Source organism: Psychromonas sp. MME1, assembly GCF_041080865.1.
GTDB lineage: Bacteria > Pseudomonadota > Gammaproteobacteria > Enterobacterales > Psychromonadaceae > Psychromonas.
The window spans coordinates 2092264-2111387 of record NZ_CP160906.1; the positions used below are offsets into that span (position 1 = coordinate 2092264).

The window sequence follows — 19124 nt, forward strand, 5'->3', positions numbered from 1 at the left end:
ATCACTACTCCATCGGGAAAATAAATAGCCTAAGGTTACTTATAAAATGATCGATACCATTGCACAAAAGCTTCCACGCCTTCAGCAACGCCCACCTTAGGCTGATAGCCAGTCACATTAAAGAGATCGCGTGTATCGGCATAGGTTTGATAAACATCCCCGGCCTGCATTGGCATAAAGTTTTTCTTCGCCTGCATTGTCAGTGAAGTTTCTAATGCGCTGACAAAATCCATTAATTTAACGGGATTGCCATTACCTATGTTATAAACGGCATAGGGAGCCGAGCTCGTTGCAGGCGAGCCAGTTTCCACTGTCCAATCACTATTTTTGGTCGGTATAACATCTTGAATGCGCATAATACCCTCAACAATATCATCGATATAGGTAAAATCACGGCGCATATCCCCCTGATTATAAATATCAATCACATCACCATTGACTATTTTTTGGGTGAATTTAAATAGCGCCATATCAGGTCGTCCCCACGGGCCATAAACAGTGAAGAACCGTAATCCTGTAGTAGGCACATCATATAAATGTGAGTAAGTGTGCGCCATTAATTCATTGGATTTTTTAGTCGCAGCATAGAGTGAAATAGGATGATCCACTGAATCACTGGTCGCAAATGGCACCTTACCATTTAACCCATAAACTGAACTCGATGAGGCATAAATTAAATGCTTCACTTTATGATGGCGGCAACCTTCCAATACATTTAAATGTCCCACTAAGTTACTATCGGCATAGGCTAAGGGATTATCGATGGAGTAACGAACGCCAGCCTGCGCGGCGAGGTGAATAACGCGATCAAATTGATGCGTAGCAAAAAGAGCAGGCATGCCTTCTCTATCAGCTAAATCTAATTTAATAAAAGTAAATAGGGGATGTTCAATCCGCTGTAAACGCGCGGTTTTTAAGCTAACATCATAATAATCGTTTAGATTATCAATGCCGATAACCTCATGCCCTGCAGCAGTCAACCGTTCAACAACCGCACTTCCAATAAAACCTGCCGCACCTGTTACTAAATATTTCATAATAAGCCTATCTCGTTAACATCTAAATCTAGGGCACAACAGTCTTTATTTGCCACCCAGTCGAATTACTTATATCCATGTTAGCGCAGTATAAGCCCTATCGTAAAAATCTAAAAGGTATAAGCATTTTATTAGCAATGACCATCATATTATGCGAATGGAGATAACTAAATTGGCAAAAAATAAATGGATAGATATAAAAAAACCGCTTAAAAAAGCGGTTTTTTATGGTCACTAGAATCGCTTATTTCCAAGCTTTCCAAGTATTAATTAGACCATTTGTTGAGCTATCGTGGCTTGCAACGTCATCTGCTGTATTCAATTCAGGCAGAATTTGTCCCGCAAGTTGTTTACCCAGTTCCACACCCCATTGGTCAAATGAGAAGATATTCCAAATAATACCTTGCGCGAATATTTTTTGCTCATACATCGCAATTAATTGGCCTAATGTTGTTGGCGTAATTTGCTTCACTAAAATAGAGTTAGTTGGTTTGTTACCAACAAACACTTTAGAAGGTACTAAATGCGCCACATCCGCCGCAGCTTTACCTGCCGCTGCAAATTCAGCTTCCACTTGTGCTTGGCTTTTACCAAAGGCTAACGCTTCTGTTTGTGCAAAGAAATTAGATAGCAGTTTAGTATGGTGATCGCCAGTCGGGTTATGGCTTATCGCTGGTGCAATAAAGTCACAAGGAATTAATTTAGTGCCTTGATGAATTAATTGATAGAAAGCGTGTTGGCCATTTGTACCCGGCTCACCCCAGATGATTGGACCCGTTTGATAATCAACCACATCGCCATTGCGATCCACTGATTTACCATTTGACTCCATATTACCCTGTTGGAAATAAGCAGGGAAACGGTGCATATATTGGTCATAAGGCAGAATAGTTTCAGATTCTGCGCCGTAGAAGTTGTTATACCAAATACCAATAACTGCTAAAATAACCGGAATGTTGTTGGCAAAATCAGTCTCAGCAAAGTGTTTATCCATGTCATGAGCACCAGCAAGTAGATCTGCATAATTATCATAACCAATGGTCAATGCGATTGATAAACCAATTGCAGACCAAATTGAATAACGACCACCTACCCAATCCCAGAATTCAAACATGTTATCAACATCGATACCAAATTCCGTAACCGATTTTGCATTAGTTGATAGTGCAGCAAAATGTTTAGCAACAAAGGCTTCATCCTGCGCAAAATTTAAGAACCAATCACGTGCGCTGTGTGCATTGGTCATTGTCTCTTGCGTGGTAAATGTTTTTGAAGCAATTAAGAATAGTGTGGTTTCAGGATCCAGTTTCGCTAACGTCTCAACGATGTGCGTACCATCTACATTCGATACAAAATGTGCTTCGATGCCATCTACTTTATAGGCACGAAGTGCTTCAGTTACCATGAATGGGCCTAAGTCAGAACCACCGATGCCGATATTAACGATATCTGTAATACGTTTACCCGTGTAACCTTTCCATTCACCTGAATGTACTTTCGCACAGAATGCTTTCATTTTTTCCTGAACAGCGTTCACTTTTGGCATAACATCTTCGCCATCAACCATAACGGGAGTGTTACTACGGTTACGAAGCGCCGTATGTAAAACAGCACGGTCTTCAGTCACATTGATTTTGTCACCCGCGAACTGTGCTTTAATCGCACCTTTAAGATCCACTTCTTCAGCAAGTTGCAACAGTTTTGCAAAAATCTCTTTAGTGATTAAGTTCTTAGAAAAATCGACTAAAATCTCATCGTTAAACTGACAAGAAAATGCCTTAAAACGGTCTGCATCATTAGCAAAAAGTGTCGCCATTTGCATATCAGAATTAGCATCAAATAGAGCTTGTAATTCAGACCATGCCGCTGTTTTCGTTGGATTGATATTTTTTAGCATTGTTGTATCCCAAAAGTTATGTTTAGAAACTTGATTCACAATAACGAATAGCTTTTTAACTCATTAATTAGAGCTATTACTAAATTCATTGAATGGCATGATTATAACGTAAAAATTTTGACTTGCATCGCACAAAAATTTAATTTAAATCAACAATAGCGCTATCAGCGGGTAGCAATTGCCAAATAATGGCCAATATAACAATAAATATCCCCTTTTTTATAAAATAAGGTATCATCTTCGATCTCATTTAAGCGCCTTAAATTAGTATAAAATAAGAGAGAAATATGAGTAACACACAAGAAAACACCACTCATTTTGGCTTTAAGACGGTTCAGGAAAACCAAAAAGCTGAGCTAGTTGCCGATGTATTCCACTCTGTTGCGGCTAAGTACGACCTGATGAATGATGTTTTATCGATGGGTATCCACCGCATATGGAAGCGATTTACAATTGATTGTTCTGGTATTCGTCAAGGCCAAAAGGTATTAGATTTAGCCGGTGGAACAGGCGACTTAACGGCAAAGTTTTCCCGTATTGTCGGTAAAAATGGTCACGTTGTTTTAGCGGATATCAATGAATCAATGCTTAAAGTTGGCCGTAGCAAATTACGTGACCTTGGTATTGTCGGCAATGTTAATTATGTACAGGCCAACGCAGAAGAACTTCCTTTTCCCGATAACCATTTTGATTTGGTCACCATTGCCTTTGGTTTACGTAATGTCACCGATAAGGATAAAGCATTAGCTTCTATCTATCGCGTCTTAAAACCCGGTGGCCGTTTATTAGTGCTCGAGTTTTCCAAGCCACTATATAAGCCTGTTAGTAAATTTTACGATTTCTATTCTTTTAATATCCTCCCAAAATTGGGCAAATTATTTGCTAATGATAGTGATAGTTATCAATATCTTGCAGAAAGTATTCGCATGCATCCAAATCAGGATACACTAAAAGAGATGATGGAAAATGTCGGCTTTGAAGGAAGTGAATACTTTAATTTAAGCGCGGGCATCGTGGCGCTTCACCGTGGATATAAATACTAGATAACGCCCTACTTACAAAACAGAGATAACTATGCCATTAGATAACTTATTTTGCGGATTACTTGAAACAGCGGTCAATAAAATACATCAACTTGATGCCTGTGCTGAACAACGCCGTAAGCAACTTGATGGGACCATTTTCTCTGTCTTGATTAAAGAGCTAAATAAACCTCTATATTTTGTGATTAGTGCACAACAAATCGATATATTAAGCCAATTTGAAGGAACTATAGACTGTTCTATCAACGTAAATATATCCGCTTTACCCGAGCTTCAGAATAACCTTCAACTTACCCACTTAATTAAAACAGAACAGTTAGAAGTACAAGGAGATATAAAACTTGTCCAGCAGTTCGCTCAGCTATTAACTGAAATGAATATTGATTGGGAAGAGTTTCTGTCAACGAAAGTCGGTGATGTACTCGCACATAAAATTTGTTATCACTTAAAATCAGCCAAGCAAGATATTAATCAACAACTCATTAAATTACAGTCTCACGGCGCGCAAATTGTTACTGAAGAGTTAAAAATAGCCCCTGGTCCATTACAGGTAGCCTATTTTTGCGATCAAGTCAGTGACGTTGAAAAACAGTGTGCACAACTTGAAGCCCGTTTAAAACGTTGTACTGAAAAATTTAACGGAACGGTTAATGATTAAACTAAAAGAGATTTCACGACTATATCAAATCAATAAAACCATCATTGAATATGGATTAATTGAATTAATAACCAAAGAGCATATTCCCCTTAGTTACCGCTTATTCCGAGTGGCGCTATTTTGGCTACGCAACAAGCACAAAGAGAAAGAAATAGCTCAACGATTACGCTTAGCACTTCAATCTCTTGGACCTATTTATATAAAACTGGGTCAGATGCTCTCAACTCGACGAGATTATTGCCACCAGCCTATGCCGATCAACTTGCTTATTTGCAAGATAATGTTCCCCCCTTTGCAGGGGAATTGGCGATTAAAGAGATTGAATCTTCATTAGGAAAAAGCATTGAAGAGCTCTTCATTGATTTTGATATTGAAGCACTGGCCTCTGCATCAATCGCACAGGTACATACCGCTATTCTTCGTGAAGATAACCGTGAAGTGGTTATAAAAGTGATCCGCCCCGACATTGAAAAAACCATCAAAGCGGATCTACAGTTAATGAAATGGCTTGCCCAACTCATGCAACGCTTCATAAAAGAAGCGGAACGACTTCGTCCCGTTGAAGTAGTGCAAGAATATGAAAAAACCATATTAGATGAACTTGATTTAATGCGCGAAGGCGCTAATGCGATTCAACTTAGGCGCAATTTTTTAGACTCAAAGTTACTCTATGTACCTGAGATTTATCCCGACTACTGCACCAAAAAAGTGCTAGTGATGGAACGTATCTATGGTATCCCGGTTTCCGACATAAAATCATTACAAGCACAGGGCACTAATCTTAAACTGCTTGCTGAACGGGGGGTAGAAGCCTTTTTCACACAGGTGTTTAGAGACAGCTTTTTCCATGCGGACATGCATCCCGGTAATGTCTTTGTCTCCTATGAACATCCAGAAGATCCGCTCTGGATTGGTATTGATTGTGGCATTGTGGGTACACTTAATAATGAAGATAAACGCTACCTTGCTGAAAATTTCTTAGCCTTTTTCAATCGCGACTACCGCCAAGTGGCACAATTACACGTCGATTCGGGTTGGGTACCAGCAGATACCCCCGTAGAAGAGTTTGAATTTGCTATTCGTGCTGTTTGTGAGCCTATTTTTGAAAAGCCACTCGCAGAAATCTCATTTGCACAGGTGTTAATTAATCTATTCAACACTGCGCGACGCTATAATATGAAAGTGCAACCACAATTAGTCTTGTTGCAAAAAACATTACTCTACATTGAAGGCTTAGGCAGACAGTTATATCCACAATTAGATTTATGGGACACCGCAAAACCCTTCCTCGAGAATTGGATGAAAGAGCAGATAAGCCCTGCAAAATTACTCAAATCAATTCAGCTAAAAGCCCCTTTTTGGCTAGAAAAATTGCCAGAAATTCCTGAGCTGATTCATCAACATTTATCACAAACAAAATCGCAACAAAAACAGCTGCAGTTGTTAACGGAATCGCTCAATAAACAACTGCATAAAAAGCAAAAGAACAATTTTTATATTGCAGTCAGCATCGCCTTAACCATAGTAACTACCTTGGCGTATTTACTGTCAGATCAAAATCTTGCATTAGTAACAGCAGTTCCAACTGTTTTTGCTTGGTTAATCACTTGGCACCATTCCAATAAGTTGTAAACTTTGTTATAACGCATTACAACTTGTTAACTATTTAATTCAAATATAATCATCGAGGATAAATATTATGGGCGGCATCGGCATTTGGCAATTAATCATTATCGCAGTTATTGTAGTTTTACTTTTTGGCACCAAAAAATTACGTGGCATAGGAAGTGATTTAGGAGGTGCAATTAAGGGCTTTAAAAAAGCGATGAGTGAAGAAGAAAGCGCCGCTAAGGAAGTTGAAAATAAAAGTACTGAGCAACAATTAAAAACAGAGCATAAAACAGATACAAAAGAAAAACAGAAAGAGCAGGAATAATTTTCTCATAAAAGGTTCAAATTAAATGTTTGATATTGGTTTTTGGGAACTGGTTGTTATTTCCGTTATTGGTTTGATTGTTCTTGGCCCAGAACGTCTACCAACGGCTATTCGTAGTGTGGTCAAATGGATAAACACTGCCAAAAGTATGGCTAATTCGGTCAAAAGTGATATTTCACATGAACTGAAATTGCATGAGATGAATGAAAATATGATAAAAGCCAGTAAAAATGGGCTGCATAATCTCGATCCCGAACTGCAACAATCCATTGATGAAATGAAACAAGCTGCTAAAGATTTGAGTCGCCCTTATCAAAGTGACGGTGAAACACTTAGCGAAACAACTAAGAGTGATCCAAGCCAAATCAAAACCGAGGGTAAAAGTGAATGAGCACTCAACAAAATGACCATGCAAATTCACAGCATAGTTTACCGCTAATCTCTCACTTATTAGAGTTACGTGATCGATTATTACGCATTGTCGCTGTCGTGATGGTGATATTTCTAAGCTTGGTCTATTTTTCTAACGATATCTACCACTACCTTGCTATTCCACTAACGAGCCAACTACCTGAAGGCTCCAGCATGATCGCAACGGGAGTTGCTACCCCTTTCTTCACACCAATAAAACTGACTATTGTCATCTCAATTTTTATTGCGATACCTGTGATCCTCTATCAAATATGGGCTTTTGTTGCACCGGGCTTGTATAAACATGAACGTAAATTGGTAGCCCCTTTGGTGGTAACCAGTGCCCTACTTTTCTATTTAGGTATGGTCTTTTCTTACTATGTTGTTTTTCCCTTGGTATTCTCATTCTTTACTAGCACCGCACCGGAAGGTGTCACCATCGCAACTGATATCAGCAGTTATCTCGACTTTGTATTAAAACTATTTTTTGCCTTTGGTTTAGCCTTTGAAATCCCCATTGCCACGCTATTATTATGCTGGACTGGTGCGACAACCCCTAAAAAATTAAAAGAAAAAAGACCTTACATTGTCGTCACTGCTTTTGTCATTGGTATGCTGTTAACGCCTCCAGATGTTATTTCCCAAACGTTACTCGCGGTGCCGATGTTAATATTATTTGAACTTGGTCTACTGTTTGCTCGTTTTTATGTTCCAAAAGAAGAGCAGATAGAAGAACAACAAACGCCAGAGTAGAACAAAAATCATGATAGATATCGGTGTCAATCTGACCAATAAACGTTTCCAAAACGATCTCCATGAGGTGATTGATAATGCAAAACAGGCGGGATTATCTGCACTGATCATCACGGGAACGGATATTGAAAGTAGCGAAAAAGCGATTGCATTAGCACAAACTGAACAGGATTTTCTCTTTTGCACCGTCGGCATTCACCCCCATGATGCCAGTAACTTTGATAGCCACAGCCTTGCTAAGCTTGCCCAATTAGCTGAAAATCCACAGGTTAAAGCGATTGGTGAATGCGGTTTAGATTTTAATCGTAATTATTCAACCCCAGCAGAGCAGGAGTATGCCTTTGTGCAACAACTGGAATTGGCGGTGCAATTACAACTGCCCGTTTTTATGCACGAACGCGATGCTAATGCCCGTTTTATCGAATTATTAACACCCTATCGGCAGCAACTTCCCCATGCAGTACTACACTGTTTTACAGGCAATGAAACTGAATTAGAGCGCTGCTTAGCATTAGATTTACACATCGGTATTACCGGTTGGATTTGCGATGAACGTCGTGGCAGTGAGCTATTCGACTTAGTAAAGTTAATTCCAGATAATCGTTTGCTGATCGAAACGGATGCCCCCTATCTGTTACCAAGAAGTATGCGGCCTAAACCAAAATCAAGTCGCAATGAACCTAAATATCTCCCTTATATTGCACAAACGATTGCTTTGGCGCGTCAACAATCTGTACAAACGGTTATCCGAAACACACAAAAAAATAGCCAAGCATTTTTTAATTTACCCCTTTGATAGGAGTCGCAATGACACTTTCTCAACAATTCCCCGCTCGTCGTTTACGTCGTTTACGTAAACATGACTTTTCACGACGTTTGGTGGCAGAAAATCAACTTAGCGTTAATGATCTTATCTATCCGATGTTTGTTATTGAAGGCGAAAATCGCCGTGAAGCAATTGCCTCCATGCCCGGTATTGAACGTTTATCATTAGATCAATTAGTCACAGAAGCAAAACAACTCGTTGAATTAGGTATTCCTGCCATCGCCCTATTCCCTGTTGTGCCAGAAGATCTTAAAAGTGAAATGGCAGAAGAGGCCTATAATAGCGCGGGCCTAGCACAACGAGCAGTTATCTCTATTAAAGAAGCCTGTCCCGAACTCGGTGTCATAACCGATGTCGCCCTTGATCCCTTTACCACTCACGGACAAGATGGCATCATTAATGGCGATGGTTATGTGCTCAATGATATCACCACCGAAATACTGGTCAAACAAGCCCTTTCCCATGCACAAGCGGGTGCCGATATTGTCGCACCTTCAGATATGATGGATGGACGGATTGGTGCAATCCGTGAGGCACTTGAAAACGCAGGTTACATCAATACACAAATCATGGCCTATAGTGCCAAGTATGCATCCAATTATTACGGCCCATTTCGCGACGCAGTCGGTAGCGCAGGCAATTTAAAGGGCGCTAATAAATCTACCTATCAAATGGATCCAGCTAACAGTGATGAAGCTATTCATGAGGTTGCTCTTGATATTCAAGAAGGTGCCGATATGGTGATGGTTAAACCCGGCATGCCCTATCTCGATATTGTCCGCCGTGTCAAAACAGAGCTAAAAGTACCGACCTTTGCCTATCAAGTCAGTGGTGAATATGCAATGCATAAAGCCGCTATTGCTAATGGTTGGCTAAAGGAAAAAGAGACGGTTTTGGAATCACTACTCTGCTTTAAACGAGCGGGCGCAGATGGCATTTTGACCTATTTTGCCAAGCAGGTTGCTATCTGGCTAAAGGAAGATAATAAGTAAGAATAGATAAGTCAGCGGCAAATTTATGGTATCGCCGCTGACTTATTATTATACCAATTCCGGTAAGTATGTGATCTAGATTTTGCGCAGGAAAAACAGCTTAATTCAAGGCGTAATTTGACGTAAATGGTTATTCCCTTTGCGAAAAATACAACGCAGCAGTAAGTTGTTTTAACCAGTAAAATAGATCAGCTATTTATCGGAATTGGTATTAGGTACTTGATTTAAGTACATCGACATAGACTTTCAAACTTTGTCCTGGATGAATATATTTTTTATTGGCCAACTGATTCCAGCGCACTAAATCCGAAGTGCTGACATTAAACTTCATGGCAATGGCGTGTAATGAGTCCCCCGAGCGCACCTTATAGGTAATAGAGCGGGTAGTTTTATTGGTTTTTTTACTTTTAGTTGCAGCGACTGCGGTTTGCCAAATAGTCAGCTGTTTACCCAAACGTAACGTTTTCGTGCTACTTATCTTATTCCATTGGGCAATCTCTTTCGTTGTTACATTATAGCGGCGGCTGATATCCCAAAGGGTATCCCCCTCTACGACAGTATGCTCAACCTTGCGTTTACCCTGCCGACTTTTATTTTTTTCCCGGGCAAAACGTTGCGCCTGTGTATAAATATAATCTCCTTCCTGGGCACTGGAAACAGGGATGAGTAGTGCTTGGCCAATTTTAATAAAAGAACTATCGAGATTATTTATCTGTTTTAATACCCGTTGGGTGGTCGCATGGTTCTTAGCAATAACACTTAAACTATCGCCTTTGCGCACTTTATAGCGCTGCCATTGAATACGCTTGCTTTTATCAATGGCACTTAACTGTTCATTAAACTGCTCTTCGATAACGGTAGGTATCAATAATTTATGAGGTCCGTCAGGAGAGGTCGCCCAGTGGTTAAAAGCGGGGTTTAGCAGTTGAATTTCTGCAACCGATAACTCAGCGAGCTCTGCTGCATAGGCTAAATCAAGCTGCGACCCAGTATCGACATAACTCAGTACCTGTTGATTAGCAATAAAAGGCAATTCCACACCATATTTTTCGTGATTACGCAAAATATCGACGAGGGCTAATAATTTCGGGACATAATTTTCGGTTTCGCGTGGTAAAGAGAGTTGCCAATAATCTGTCGCTTTATTTTTTCTTTGATTGCTGCGCACGGCGTTACGAACACGACCTTCACCAGAATTATAAGCAGCAAGCGCATGTAGCCAATCATTATCTAAAAAGTTATACAGGAACTCCATATAACTTAGAGCAGCATCGGTAGAGGCATAAACATCACGACGCCCGTCGTACCACCAATCTTGTTGTAGTCCAAATCGTTCACCGGTAATGGGCATAAATTGCCATAAACCTGATGCACGACTGGGTGAATAGGCGAAGGGGTCAAAGGTGCTTTCAACCACGGGTAATAATGCTAAATCAAGGGGGAGGTTATTCGCTTCGATTTGTTCGACAATCAGATACAAAAATGGCTCTGCCCGTTTTGATACCTGCTTTAAGTAGTTAGGGTGTTTTAAATAATAATCTCGCTGTTCTGCAATACGGCTATTATCAGGCACTTCAAACTGAAAACCATTAGCCAGTTTACGCCAAATATTTTTATAATTTGCGGCGTTATTTTCTTCCTCATTTAACACTTGTACATTTTCTGTTAAATGGCTTAGCCCTTCTTCAAACTCAATATCTTGCATCTGTTTTTCTGCAAGCTCTTCATTTCTATCGGAAAGAGTGGACGTATTACTTTCACTAGCAATATTGCTATTTTGGGTTGTTTGGCAAGCGCTTAAAAATAACACCGCAAAAAAAAGACAATAAAATTTCATAAAAGGACCGTTTGCAAAAATGAAGGGGCGTAGCTTACCGTAAAAGAGAGAACAATTCATTATCACAGGCGATCCTTTCCGTTAAATTTTTAGCCATTTTTCTTTAATAGCGATCCTTGTATTGACGCAATGCCCTAAAAGTCGCAAGGGGATCATTTAGTTCCATATGCAAGCAGTTTTGCAAGCCATTGATAAGTGAAGGTTCTTGACAACGCAAAAAAGGATTAATGGCTTTTTCACGGGCGATAGTGGTAGGTATTGTTGGCACGCCTTGTTGGCGTAATTTACTCACCTGTTGGATATAATTAAGTAATTCTTTATTTTTTGGCTCTACTTGTAATGCAAAAATAAGGTTACTCTGTGTATATTCGTGGGCGCAATAAACTTTCGTCTCATCATTTAGCTCAAGCAAACGCATTAGGGAATCTAACATCTGCTCATGTGTCCCTTCAAAAACCCGTCCACATCCCCCCGAAAAGAGTGTATCGCCACAAAATAATAGGGACTCATTATAATAGGCAACATGATCAAGCGTATGACCAGGCACCTCCATCACCGAAAGTGTTAAACGCCCCTCAAAGAAGGTTAATGAACTGCCCTGTGAAACTAATATCGATTGGTCGAATAACGCCGCTTTACTATAGAGTAAAACCTCACTATCACTCGTTGCGACTATTTGTTTAACGCCACCAATATGATCATGATGATGATGTGTGATTAAAATAGCATCCACGATTAACTGCTGCGCGGCTAAAATCTCTAAAACAGGCTGTGCATCACCAGGGTCTACAACAATACAATGCGGACTTTGACTATCTTTAATAAGCCAAATATAGTTATCATTAAACGCCTGAATGGTGAGAATATTGATCATGACAGATTCCTAAACTATGTAATTTTCGGTGAACAAGCTATGAAGAGAGCGAAAACAACACGCATATTAACCTCGATTGATGATTGGCAACAGTTACCTAACGGCAATAAACTACTTTATCAAACTCAGCTGCATATTGATAACCATCTGCCTAAATGCTTCGGCTCTCACCTTTTAAAATTAGGACAATTAAGTTGCCAACTTAATACTAGCCGCTCACCAATTCCCCATCAAATTAGCTGTGCGGCAAACGGTAACGCGGTTACCCTAATAGCAGATTTACATCAACTACCTTTTCAAGACTGTAGTATCGACCTCTGTGTGCTTGCCCATGAACTTGATTTCTCCAGCGATCCCCACCAATTACTGCGTGAAATCGATCGCGTGTTAGCCTTAGATGGCACACTCATAATAAGTGGTTATAACCCAATTAGCCTATTTGGATTACGCACCTTAGTGACCGAAAAAAAATCCCAAAGAGCACGACTCTTTTTCCCAAACAGGGTCATTGACTGGCTACATTTGTTAGGCTTTGAAATCAAACAAAAACAACACTTTGATTTTATTGCTAATGGTGAAGATGGCCAACTCTCCGCATATATTGAAAAAATAGGCCAGCAATTTTTACCCTATTTATGTAGTGTCTATTTTATCATTGCCAAAAAACAGAGCATCCCAATGACCCCAATTAAATCACATTTTGAATTTAAAAAAACAATCATCGCCGAACAAGCCGCCGTCACACGACAGCGTTAGCCATCATATCCGACATCTTCTTGGCTTGGGTTATCCTCTGCAGCCTGCCTTGCTAACTCATCACAGCGTTCGTTTTCTGGGTGTCCTGAATGCCCCTTGACCCAATGCCAAGTAATTTGATGTTTTTCCTGTGCAGCATCAAGCGCCTTCCATAAATCAACATTTTTAACCGGTGCTTTAGCAGCGGTTTTCCAGCCTCTTTTTTTCCAATTGTGGATCCATTGCGTGATACCTTGGCGCACATATTGGCTATCTGTTGTAATATCAACAACACATTGCTCTGTTAAGGATTCTAACCCTTTTATACAAGCTAGCATCTCCATACGATTATTGGTTGTGCGTAAAAAACCCTCGGCGAGTTCACGACGGTGTTGCTTGTAAATTAAAATAGCACCATAACCACCCGGTCCTGGATTTCCTAAACATGAACCATCTGTATAAAGTTGGATTTTTTTCATTATGACCATCGCAAAATTTGTTAAACTCAATTCTTTAGCAACTATAAATAGAGATCAACATGAACACAAGTAAACTCATTCGCCAAGTCGTGTTAGATACAGAAACCACTGGGATGAATAAGGATGGAATGATTTACCGAGGTCACCGAATTATCGAGATCGGTTGCGTTGAACTTATTAATAGACGATTAACTGGGCGTCATTTTCATGTTTACATCAATCCAGGACAAGCCGTCGATCCCGAAGCGATCACCGTACATGGTATCACAGATGAATTCTTACAAGACAAACCCACCTTTACTGAGATTGCAGATGATTTTATCGATTTTATTAAAGGTGCTGATTTAGTTATTCATAACGCCCCCTTTGATGTCAGTTTTATGGATCAAGAGTTCCGTTTTTTAAATAAAAAGACACAAACCACTGAAGAAATGTCAACCGTGACCGATACTTTAGTGATGGCAAAAAAATTATTTCCAGGGAAACGAAATAATCTTGATGCATTATGTGACCGTTACGGCATAGACAATAAACATCGTGTATTACATGGTGCATTATTAGATGCGGAAATATTAGCAGATGTCTACCTACTAATGACGGGTGGGCAAACCAAGCTAAATCTTTCAACTTCCAGTGTTAATGATAGTGATACAACACGTCGACCACGGCAAGTTCAATCACCATTAACCATTATTTGTGCCACGGATGAAGAAAATGAAGCGCATCAAAAACGTTTAGATATCATTGATAAATCAGGGAGTTGCTTGTGGCGAAAATAATGACAAAGGGCATTTTTAGTTTACTACTATTATTCACATCATGCTTTTCATTGGCGCACAGCGTTTATGCCCCCAATGATATTCCCCTATTAGATAACCGCTTTAGAATTGACCCCAATGCCGAACAAGTCACTTTTATACTTAACCATTCACACGGCCCGCAACGCGTTGTCTTAGTTCGTCCCGATGGCAGCAAGCTCTATCAACGCCGTAGCCCTGAATCTGTTGCTTGGGTAAGCACTAAAACAACCGATATTATTACCATTGATAATCCCATGCCCGGCCCTTGGCAAGCAATTGCTAAATTAGATGGCGATAATCGCATTAAAATACTCAGTAAAGTTGAATTAAAAACGTCAAAATTACCGTTAAAATTATATAGCCGAGAATATATAACCACCTACGCCTCTCTCTACCATGAGGGGAAAGTGATGAGAGATGAGCATTATCTCGATGGCGCAAAACTATCTATTTCACTGGTCGGTAATGCGATTAAGCAACTGACATTATACCAAGATGACGGTAAAGGGTACGATGCCCTCCCTTTCGATGGCGAATTAACCGCGCGCGTATTTATTGACTTAGTGCCGGATCGTTATCTATTAAATATTAAAACGAAAAATGATGTATTTATTCGTAACAATAACTATGATGCAGTAGTTTTTCCACAGCCTATCATACAAAAAGTTAATCTCCCCTATGCCGGCGACAAAACCATCTCCCTCGAATATGAGATTGATACAACGGAGATAGATGCGCAATCGGTCATTATCAACGGCATCATTACAAATATGAAAAACGAAGTTGTTGCACAGGTTATTGCAGATAAAAATGATATGAGTGAGAATAAATTACACTATACAAGCCAAGAGATGGAATACGACCGTTTACTCCTCAAAACAGAAGTATTTGCAACGACAGTGGCAGGTAGAGAAATTGAATTACAATTAGCCGATGCAGCCTTTGAGCTCTTCCCGATGATCGTCGAGCCCTCCCTCTCGCCAACTGTTGTTATAGAAGAAACCGAGTTAATCATTCCTGAAGAAACCTCCATATGGAGTAACGTTTGGGTTATTACTGGAATAATCGTCAGCATATTACTCATTGTCATGTTGTTAATATTCTTTGTGATACGCCGGATAATCAAAAAAAAGCAAGCATCAATACAGTTGAATATTGATAATGATTTATTTGCCCCCGTTAATTTAAATGATAAATAGCAATGCACTGCTTAAAAAAACGACGCAAAAATTAGCACAATAGATAAAACGAACTAAATTTGAATACAAAATAAGCGGTTGATTCACTTAAGCTGTAAATAATAGTTTTTTTTTGTTTTTCCTTATTGACTCAGCAAAGGCAACTCCGTATTATCTGCGCCTCAACAGAGGTGGTCTTAAACACTGCCGATGCTAACTGGAGTGGTAGTTCAGTTGGTTAGAATACCGGCCTGTCACGCCGGGGGTCGCGGGTTCAAGTCCCGTCCACTCCGCCAATCATCTTAAGATGATGGTGAAAGTTAGCAAAATGTTGAACTGATGATTATCACGTGGAGTGGTAGTTCAGTTGGTTAGAATACCGGCCTGTCACGCCGGGGGTCGCGGGTTCAAGTCCCGTCCACTCCGCCAACATCGATAATTATCAAAGCTTGACTGTAATACACTCGTGGAGTGGTAGTTCAGTTGGTTAGAATACCGGCCTGTCACGCCGGGGGTCGCGGGTTCAAGTCCCGTCCACTCCGCCAACAGTATTATGTATCAAGTAGATGTACTATTTATCTGTAGCCAACAGATAAATGAAGAAAGCTGTAACACACTCGTGGAGTGGTAGTTCAGTTGGTTAGAATACCGGCCTGTCACGCCGGGGGTCGCGGGTTCAAGTCCCGTCCACTCCGCCAACTTCATCCTTGGATGAAAAGAACGATGTGTATAACAGTCAGACTATAATGTGAGTTATAGAATAAAAAGATTTTCGCGGAGTGGTAGTTCAGTTGGTTAGAATACCGGCCTGTCACGCCGGGGGTCGCGGGTTCAAGTCCCGTCCACTCCGCCAATATTCTTTTATTATTCAACATCTAGCTTTAAATATTCAAGTAAAAATCCCTCTATCGACAATGTTAGTTATTAATTCGCAGACTAAATACTGTATTGCGCCATTATTATTATATCTTGATACCTGTTTTCAAAGAATCGAGCTCTTTTTTTCACTCCCTCTATTTCAAAACTACACTTTTCATATAATTTAATAGCAATTTCATTATCAGAAAACACTTCCAGTTCTAGACGTTTTAACTCTTGACTCCACGCGTGGGCAATCGTTTTTTTCAGCAGATCAGTTCCGATCCCTAAGCCGCGAAAATCGGATACAATCCCCATCCCAAGGTGCCCAACATGGGTCATTGTATTTCGCTCTAATGGAATAATATCAGCCCACCCAATTACTTTTTCGTTGTGTATGGCAATATACTGAGCATGATTATTTTCGATATTATTGAGAACAAAGTTCTCCATTTTTTCATAGGGAGGAGGTGTTGTGGTAAGGAGATAAACCCCTTCGCTAGCCACATTACATAGAGCATCATAAAAACCTCGGATATCTTTGTGTTCTATTTGCCTAATTTCAATACTCATCTCAATTCCTTGGGGTTAACAGGTCATTATGTTAATTGTCGCCTAATAATATCAATCCGTATAAGTATCGGATCTATCTTGTTGGTATAATAGGTAGCAGCGTTGCATTCAATCGTAATAGTCTGCTATCACGATTGAATGGAATTGGTAGCAGTCGTAGCTACAAAAATTTAGTACAATTTCTGCCCTGACACTTCGCTCCGTATAAAGCTTTATCTGCCCGGGAGATGATACTTTCAGGTTCATCTCCCACTTGATAAAGACTGATACCACAACTACTTGTCATGTGGCCAATAACGGGAAACTGATGGCAATCGATCTGCTCGCGGATATTTTCAGCAAGCTTTAGTATCCCATTTTGATCTATTTCCGGACAAATAATAAGAAACTCCTCGCCACCCCAGCGTCCAAGAGTATCGGTTTTTCTTATCAATGTTTTCAGAAGATTAGCCAATTCGACCAGCACTTGATCCCCAACTTGATGTCCATAAGGATCATTAACCTGCTTAAAGTAATCGATATCTAAAAGCAGCACACCATAGGCATGATTAAACCTAATCGCGCGATCATTCTCAGCGGTCAGTGTTTTATCAAGTTTGCGGCGATTACCCAAATTAGTTAAGCTATCCGTTAATGCCAATCGCGCTAGGAGCTCAGCTTCTTTCGCTCTAACCTCTTCACTGAGTTGCAAAGCAACCAAGGCATCCGTTCTTGTCTCAAGCTGATCAACCATCTCATTGAAGTTATTACTTAGGTGATCTATCTCGACAATCCCTACTTCCGCTATTTCTTGTGAACCGATATTTTTACCCAATCCACGGGTCATTGTTGAAAGTTGCTCAATAGGCGTCGCTATTCTGGATGTCAGCTGACGAGATTTACGCAATAAAAATAGAAAAAAGATGGCATAAAAAAGTAACATAGCGGCAATAATTAAATACCCCACTTCTTTACTTAGCTGCTTAATATTAACTATCGGCTGCAGAACCAATGCTTCTTCCACCAACGAGATCAACCGCCAGCCCGTTTCCTGAATCACCTCTTGGCTAACAATATAGGTTATTCCATCGATATTTATTTTGCTGATACTCAGCTGGGAGTCAAAAATAAACTGCATCTGCTGTTGGAATGCCCCATTTTCACTACTTAAAATATTATACTGATCTGGTTTTTCCAACGTAGTGAGGATCTTTTCCCCCTCAATATAAGTATTTAACCCCTTAAGCTTAAGCAGCTCCTTGATTTTTGCCTGCATCGCTAAAATCATACCGTTCTTATCGACCATAAAAGTGGTCGCATTCCACGGAATATCCAAATTTAGGATATTATCTAAAAACGATTCAATAGTCAGATCAAGCCCACTCACCCCCTCTAAAAAATCATCACGATAAATAGGTACAATATTGGAGACCATCCATCCCTGCCCTGCTGGATCAAGATAAGCTCCCGTCCAGACAGGTTTTCGCTCTGGGTTATGCAGACTATCGGCTTGATAGTAGAAGTTAAACTCCTGCATATGCAGGACAGGCCCATATTGAGCAGGTAAATCTTCAATAAAGGGATAGATGCGGTTCATACCATCCCAAGTATTAAGATAAGCCTGTGTGACGATAGGACTGGTCTCAACAATGGAGACCAAAATGGGATCTAACATCTCACTGCAGTGTGCTTTACGACTTTGCGCTTCCCCCAAGGTACTGCTACTCGAATAATAGACGCTGCTACCACCATTATCCTTAAGTTTATAGTAGGCTCCATTTGCATGTGTGGAAAATGCAGGAGCATTATAAGGAAAAAAACATGCCTCGGAATCAGCAAAAAAGGACTCCTGATCACGCTGTATCAATAGGGCATAATTAGAGATAGCTTGTAGTTGATTCCTAATATTATTAGCTTCTCGTGAGCTTACCTCTTGCAGGTTATGGGAGACCTCTTTAAGCAACACCTGCTGCGTTTTTTCTGACATGTAAAAGTTAATGGCAAAGTAAAGGGCAATAATAACGACTTCAATCAGCAATAACGGCACAAGTGAATTTTTCAGATAATTTCGATAAATCAATGATTGGATAGTGACTGATTTCTGCATGATTATTAGTCCATTATATGCGGGAATAAAAGTGATCCGAGAAAATTTTAACCTGAGTTAGAGCGAAAAGCATAGCCAAACTTGCAATAATCACTATTTACGATAAAGAGCAGCAACGACCCATTATGCTGTTCCACACCTAAATAAGGTA

Annotated in this window: 17 protein-coding genes, 5 tRNA genes and 1 pseudogene; 16 read left to right on the top strand and 7 right to left on the bottom strand. The window is 40.1% G+C overall.

Annotated elements, in window-relative coordinates:
• Positions 1-35: 35 nt before the first annotated feature.
• Both AB2N10_RS09600 and pgi read right to left on the bottom strand, forming a co-directional pair.
• Positions 36-1037 carry an NAD-dependent epimerase gene (locus AB2N10_RS09600; protein ID WP_354623877.1) on the bottom strand — a complete coding sequence of 334 codons (1002 nt, stop codon included), beginning with the start codon at positions 1035-1037 and terminating at the stop codon, positions 36-38.
• 244 nt (positions 1038-1281) lie between these two features.
• On the bottom strand, positions 1282-2934 hold the full coding sequence (pgi, locus tag AB2N10_RS09605; RefSeq protein WP_354623876.1) for a glucose-6-phosphate isomerase: 1653 nt from the start codon (positions 2932-2934) through the stop codon (positions 1282-1284).
• Positions 2935-3221: 287 nt separating this feature from the next.
• On the opposite strand from pgi, the gene ubiE reads away from it, so the two are divergent.
• From ubiE to hemB, 8 genes and pseudogenes are all read left to right on the top strand, one after another.
• Positions 3222-3977, top strand: a complete 756-nt coding sequence (gene ubiE / locus AB2N10_RS09610; RefSeq protein WP_354623875.1) for a bifunctional demethylmenaquinone methyltransferase/2-methoxy-6-polyprenyl-1,4-benzoquinol methylase UbiE — start codon at positions 3222-3224, stop codon at positions 3975-3977.
• Between the two features lie 31 nt (positions 3978-4008).
• Positions 4009-4635, top strand: coding sequence for an SCP2 sterol-binding domain-containing protein (locus AB2N10_RS09615; protein WP_354623874.1), 627 nt, complete (start codon positions 4009-4011; stop codon positions 4633-4635).
• A pseudogene (gene ubiB, locus AB2N10_RS09620) lies at positions 4628-6267 on the top strand (ubiquinone biosynthesis regulatory protein kinase UbiB). Before AB2N10_RS09615 ends, ubiB begins: the two are co-directional and overlap by 8 nt.
• A gap of 67 nt (positions 6268-6334) precedes the next feature.
• On the top strand, positions 6335-6571 hold the full coding sequence (gene tatA, locus AB2N10_RS09625) for a Sec-independent protein translocase subunit TatA (protein ID WP_354623872.1): 237 nt from the start codon (positions 6335-6337) through the stop codon (positions 6569-6571).
• A 25-nt stretch (positions 6572-6596) separates the two neighbouring features.
• A complete protein-coding gene (tatB, locus tag AB2N10_RS09630; RefSeq protein ID WP_354623871.1) occupies positions 6597-6962 on the top strand; it encodes a Sec-independent protein translocase protein TatB in 366 nt (121 codons plus the stop codon).
• Positions 6959-7735 carry a twin-arginine translocase subunit TatC gene (gene tatC / locus AB2N10_RS09635; RefSeq protein ID WP_354623870.1) on the top strand — a complete coding sequence of 259 codons (777 nt, stop codon included), beginning with the start codon at positions 6959-6961 and terminating at the stop codon, positions 7733-7735. Before tatB ends, tatC begins: the two co-directional genes overlap by 4 nt.
• 10 nt (positions 7736-7745) lie before the next feature.
• Entirely contained in the window at positions 7746-8531 is a 786-nt protein-coding gene (locus AB2N10_RS09640; RefSeq protein WP_354623869.1) for a TatD family hydrolase, read from the top strand.
• Between the two features lie 11 nt (positions 8532-8542).
• A complete protein-coding gene (gene hemB, locus AB2N10_RS09645) occupies positions 8543-9553 on the top strand; it encodes a porphobilinogen synthase (RefSeq protein ID WP_354623868.1) in 1011 nt (336 codons plus the stop codon).
• Positions 9554-9764: 211 nt separating this feature from the next.
• Here hemB and AB2N10_RS09650 read toward each other — a convergent pair whose 3' ends face one another.
• Positions 9765-11450 carry a LysM peptidoglycan-binding domain-containing protein gene (locus AB2N10_RS09650; protein WP_369433759.1) on the bottom strand — a complete coding sequence of 562 codons (1686 nt, stop codon included), beginning with the start codon at positions 11448-11450 and terminating at the stop codon, positions 9765-9767.
• Between the two features lie 43 nt (positions 11451-11493).
• Complete coding sequence (gene gloB, locus AB2N10_RS09655) at positions 11494-12264, bottom strand: hydroxyacylglutathione hydrolase (RefSeq protein ID WP_354623866.1); 771 nt, start codon at positions 12262-12264, stop codon at positions 11494-11496.
• A 39-nt stretch (positions 12265-12303) separates the two neighbouring features.
• On the opposite strand from gloB, the gene AB2N10_RS09660 reads away from it, so the two are divergent.
• Positions 12304-13020: a class I SAM-dependent methyltransferase gene (locus AB2N10_RS09660; RefSeq protein ID WP_354623865.1), complete on the top strand. Its 717-nt coding sequence runs from the start codon at positions 12304-12306 to the stop codon at positions 13018-13020.
• Here the strand turns inward: AB2N10_RS09660 and rnhA are convergent.
• Complete coding sequence (gene rnhA, locus AB2N10_RS09665) at positions 13017-13478, bottom strand: ribonuclease HI (RefSeq protein WP_354623864.1); 462 nt, start codon at positions 13476-13478, stop codon at positions 13017-13019. The genes AB2N10_RS09660 and rnhA overlap by 4 nt on opposite strands.
• A gap of 59 nt (positions 13479-13537) precedes the next feature.
• On the opposite strand from rnhA, the gene dnaQ reads away from it, so the two are divergent.
• From dnaQ to AB2N10_RS09700, 7 genes are all read left to right on the top strand, one after another.
• On the top strand, positions 13538-14257 hold the full coding sequence (gene dnaQ, locus AB2N10_RS09670) for a DNA polymerase III subunit epsilon (protein WP_354623863.1): 720 nt from the start codon (positions 13538-13540) through the stop codon (positions 14255-14257).
• A complete protein-coding gene (locus AB2N10_RS09675) occupies positions 14245-15477 on the top strand; it encodes a hypothetical protein (RefSeq protein WP_354623862.1) in 1233 nt (410 codons plus the stop codon). The genes dnaQ and AB2N10_RS09675 overlap by 13 nt, the downstream gene beginning before the upstream one ends.
• A gap of 198 nt (positions 15478-15675) precedes the next feature.
• A tRNA-Asp gene (locus tag AB2N10_RS09680) sits at positions 15676-15752 on the top strand.
• A gap of 56 nt (positions 15753-15808) precedes the next feature.
• Positions 15809-15885: transfer RNA gene (locus AB2N10_RS09685), tRNA-Asp, on the top strand.
• 39 nt (positions 15886-15924) lie between these two features.
• A tRNA-Asp gene (locus tag AB2N10_RS09690) sits at positions 15925-16001 on the top strand.
• A gap of 76 nt (positions 16002-16077) precedes the next feature.
• A tRNA-Asp gene (locus AB2N10_RS09695) sits at positions 16078-16154 on the top strand.
• 78 nt (positions 16155-16232) lie between these two features.
• Positions 16233-16309: transfer RNA gene (locus tag AB2N10_RS09700), tRNA-Asp, on the top strand.
• Positions 16310-16392: 83 nt separating this feature from the next.
• On the opposite strand, the gene AB2N10_RS09705 is transcribed toward AB2N10_RS09700, so the two are convergent.
• Both AB2N10_RS09705 and AB2N10_RS09710 read right to left on the bottom strand, forming a co-directional pair.
• Positions 16393-16887: an N-acetyltransferase family protein gene (locus tag AB2N10_RS09705; RefSeq protein ID WP_369433760.1), complete on the bottom strand. Its 495-nt coding sequence runs from the start codon at positions 16885-16887 to the stop codon at positions 16393-16395.
• A gap of 160 nt (positions 16888-17047) precedes the next feature.
• Positions 17048-18973: a diguanylate cyclase gene (locus AB2N10_RS09710; protein ID WP_369433761.1), complete on the bottom strand. Its 1926-nt coding sequence runs from the start codon at positions 18971-18973 to the stop codon at positions 17048-17050.
• Positions 18974-19124: the final 151 nt, after the last annotated feature.

What these genes read in the sequence shown, in the direction of transcription:
- tatA (WP_354623872.1), top strand. Translation starts at nt 6,335, where the DNA reads ATGGGCGGCATCGGCATTTGGCAATTAATCATTATCGCAGTTATTGTA.
- dnaQ (WP_354623863.1), top strand. Translation starts at nt 13,538, where the DNA reads ATGAACACAAGTAAACTCATTCGCCAAGTCGTGTTAGATACAGAAACC.
- ubiE (WP_354623875.1), top strand. Translation starts at nt 3,222, where the DNA reads ATGAGTAACACACAAGAAAACACCACTCATTTTGGCTTTAAGACGGTT.
- tatC (WP_354623870.1), top strand. Translation starts at nt 6,959, where the DNA reads ATGAGCACTCAACAAAATGACCATGCAAATTCACAGCATAGTTTACCG.
- pgi (WP_354623876.1), bottom strand. Translation starts at nt 2,934, where the DNA reads ATGCTAAAAAATATCAATCCAACGAAAACAGCGGCATGGTCTGAATTA.
- AB2N10_RS09660 (WP_354623865.1), top strand. Translation starts at nt 12,304, where the DNA reads ATGAAGAGAGCGAAAACAACACGCATATTAACCTCGATTGATGATTGG.
- AB2N10_RS09710 (WP_369433761.1), bottom strand. Translation starts at nt 18,973, where the DNA reads ATGCAGAAATCAGTCACTATCCAATCATTGATTTATCGAAATTATCTG.
- tatB (WP_354623871.1), top strand. Translation starts at nt 6,597, where the DNA reads ATGTTTGATATTGGTTTTTGGGAACTGGTTGTTATTTCCGTTATTGGT.
- gloB (WP_354623866.1), bottom strand. Translation starts at nt 12,264, where the DNA reads ATGATCAATATTCTCACCATTCAGGCGTTTAATGATAACTATATTTGG.
- AB2N10_RS09600 (WP_354623877.1), bottom strand. Translation starts at nt 1,037, where the DNA reads ATGAAATATTTAGTAACAGGTGCGGCAGGTTTTATTGGAAGTGCGGTT.
- AB2N10_RS09640 (WP_354623869.1), top strand. Translation starts at nt 7,746, where the DNA reads ATGATAGATATCGGTGTCAATCTGACCAATAAACGTTTCCAAAACGAT.
- hemB (WP_354623868.1), top strand. Translation starts at nt 8,543, where the DNA reads ATGACACTTTCTCAACAATTCCCCGCTCGTCGTTTACGTCGTTTACGT.
- AB2N10_RS09615 (WP_354623874.1), top strand. Translation starts at nt 4,009, where the DNA reads ATGCCATTAGATAACTTATTTTGCGGATTACTTGAAACAGCGGTCAAT.
- AB2N10_RS09705 (WP_369433760.1), bottom strand. Translation starts at nt 16,887, where the DNA reads ATGAGTATTGAAATTAGGCAAATAGAACACAAAGATATCCGAGGTTTT.
- rnhA (WP_354623864.1), bottom strand. Translation starts at nt 13,478, where the DNA reads ATGAAAAAAATCCAACTTTATACAGATGGTTCATGTTTAGGAAATCCA.
- AB2N10_RS09650 (WP_369433759.1), bottom strand. Translation starts at nt 11,450, where the DNA reads ATGAATTGTTCTCTCTTTTACGGTAAGCTACGCCCCTTCATTTTTGCA.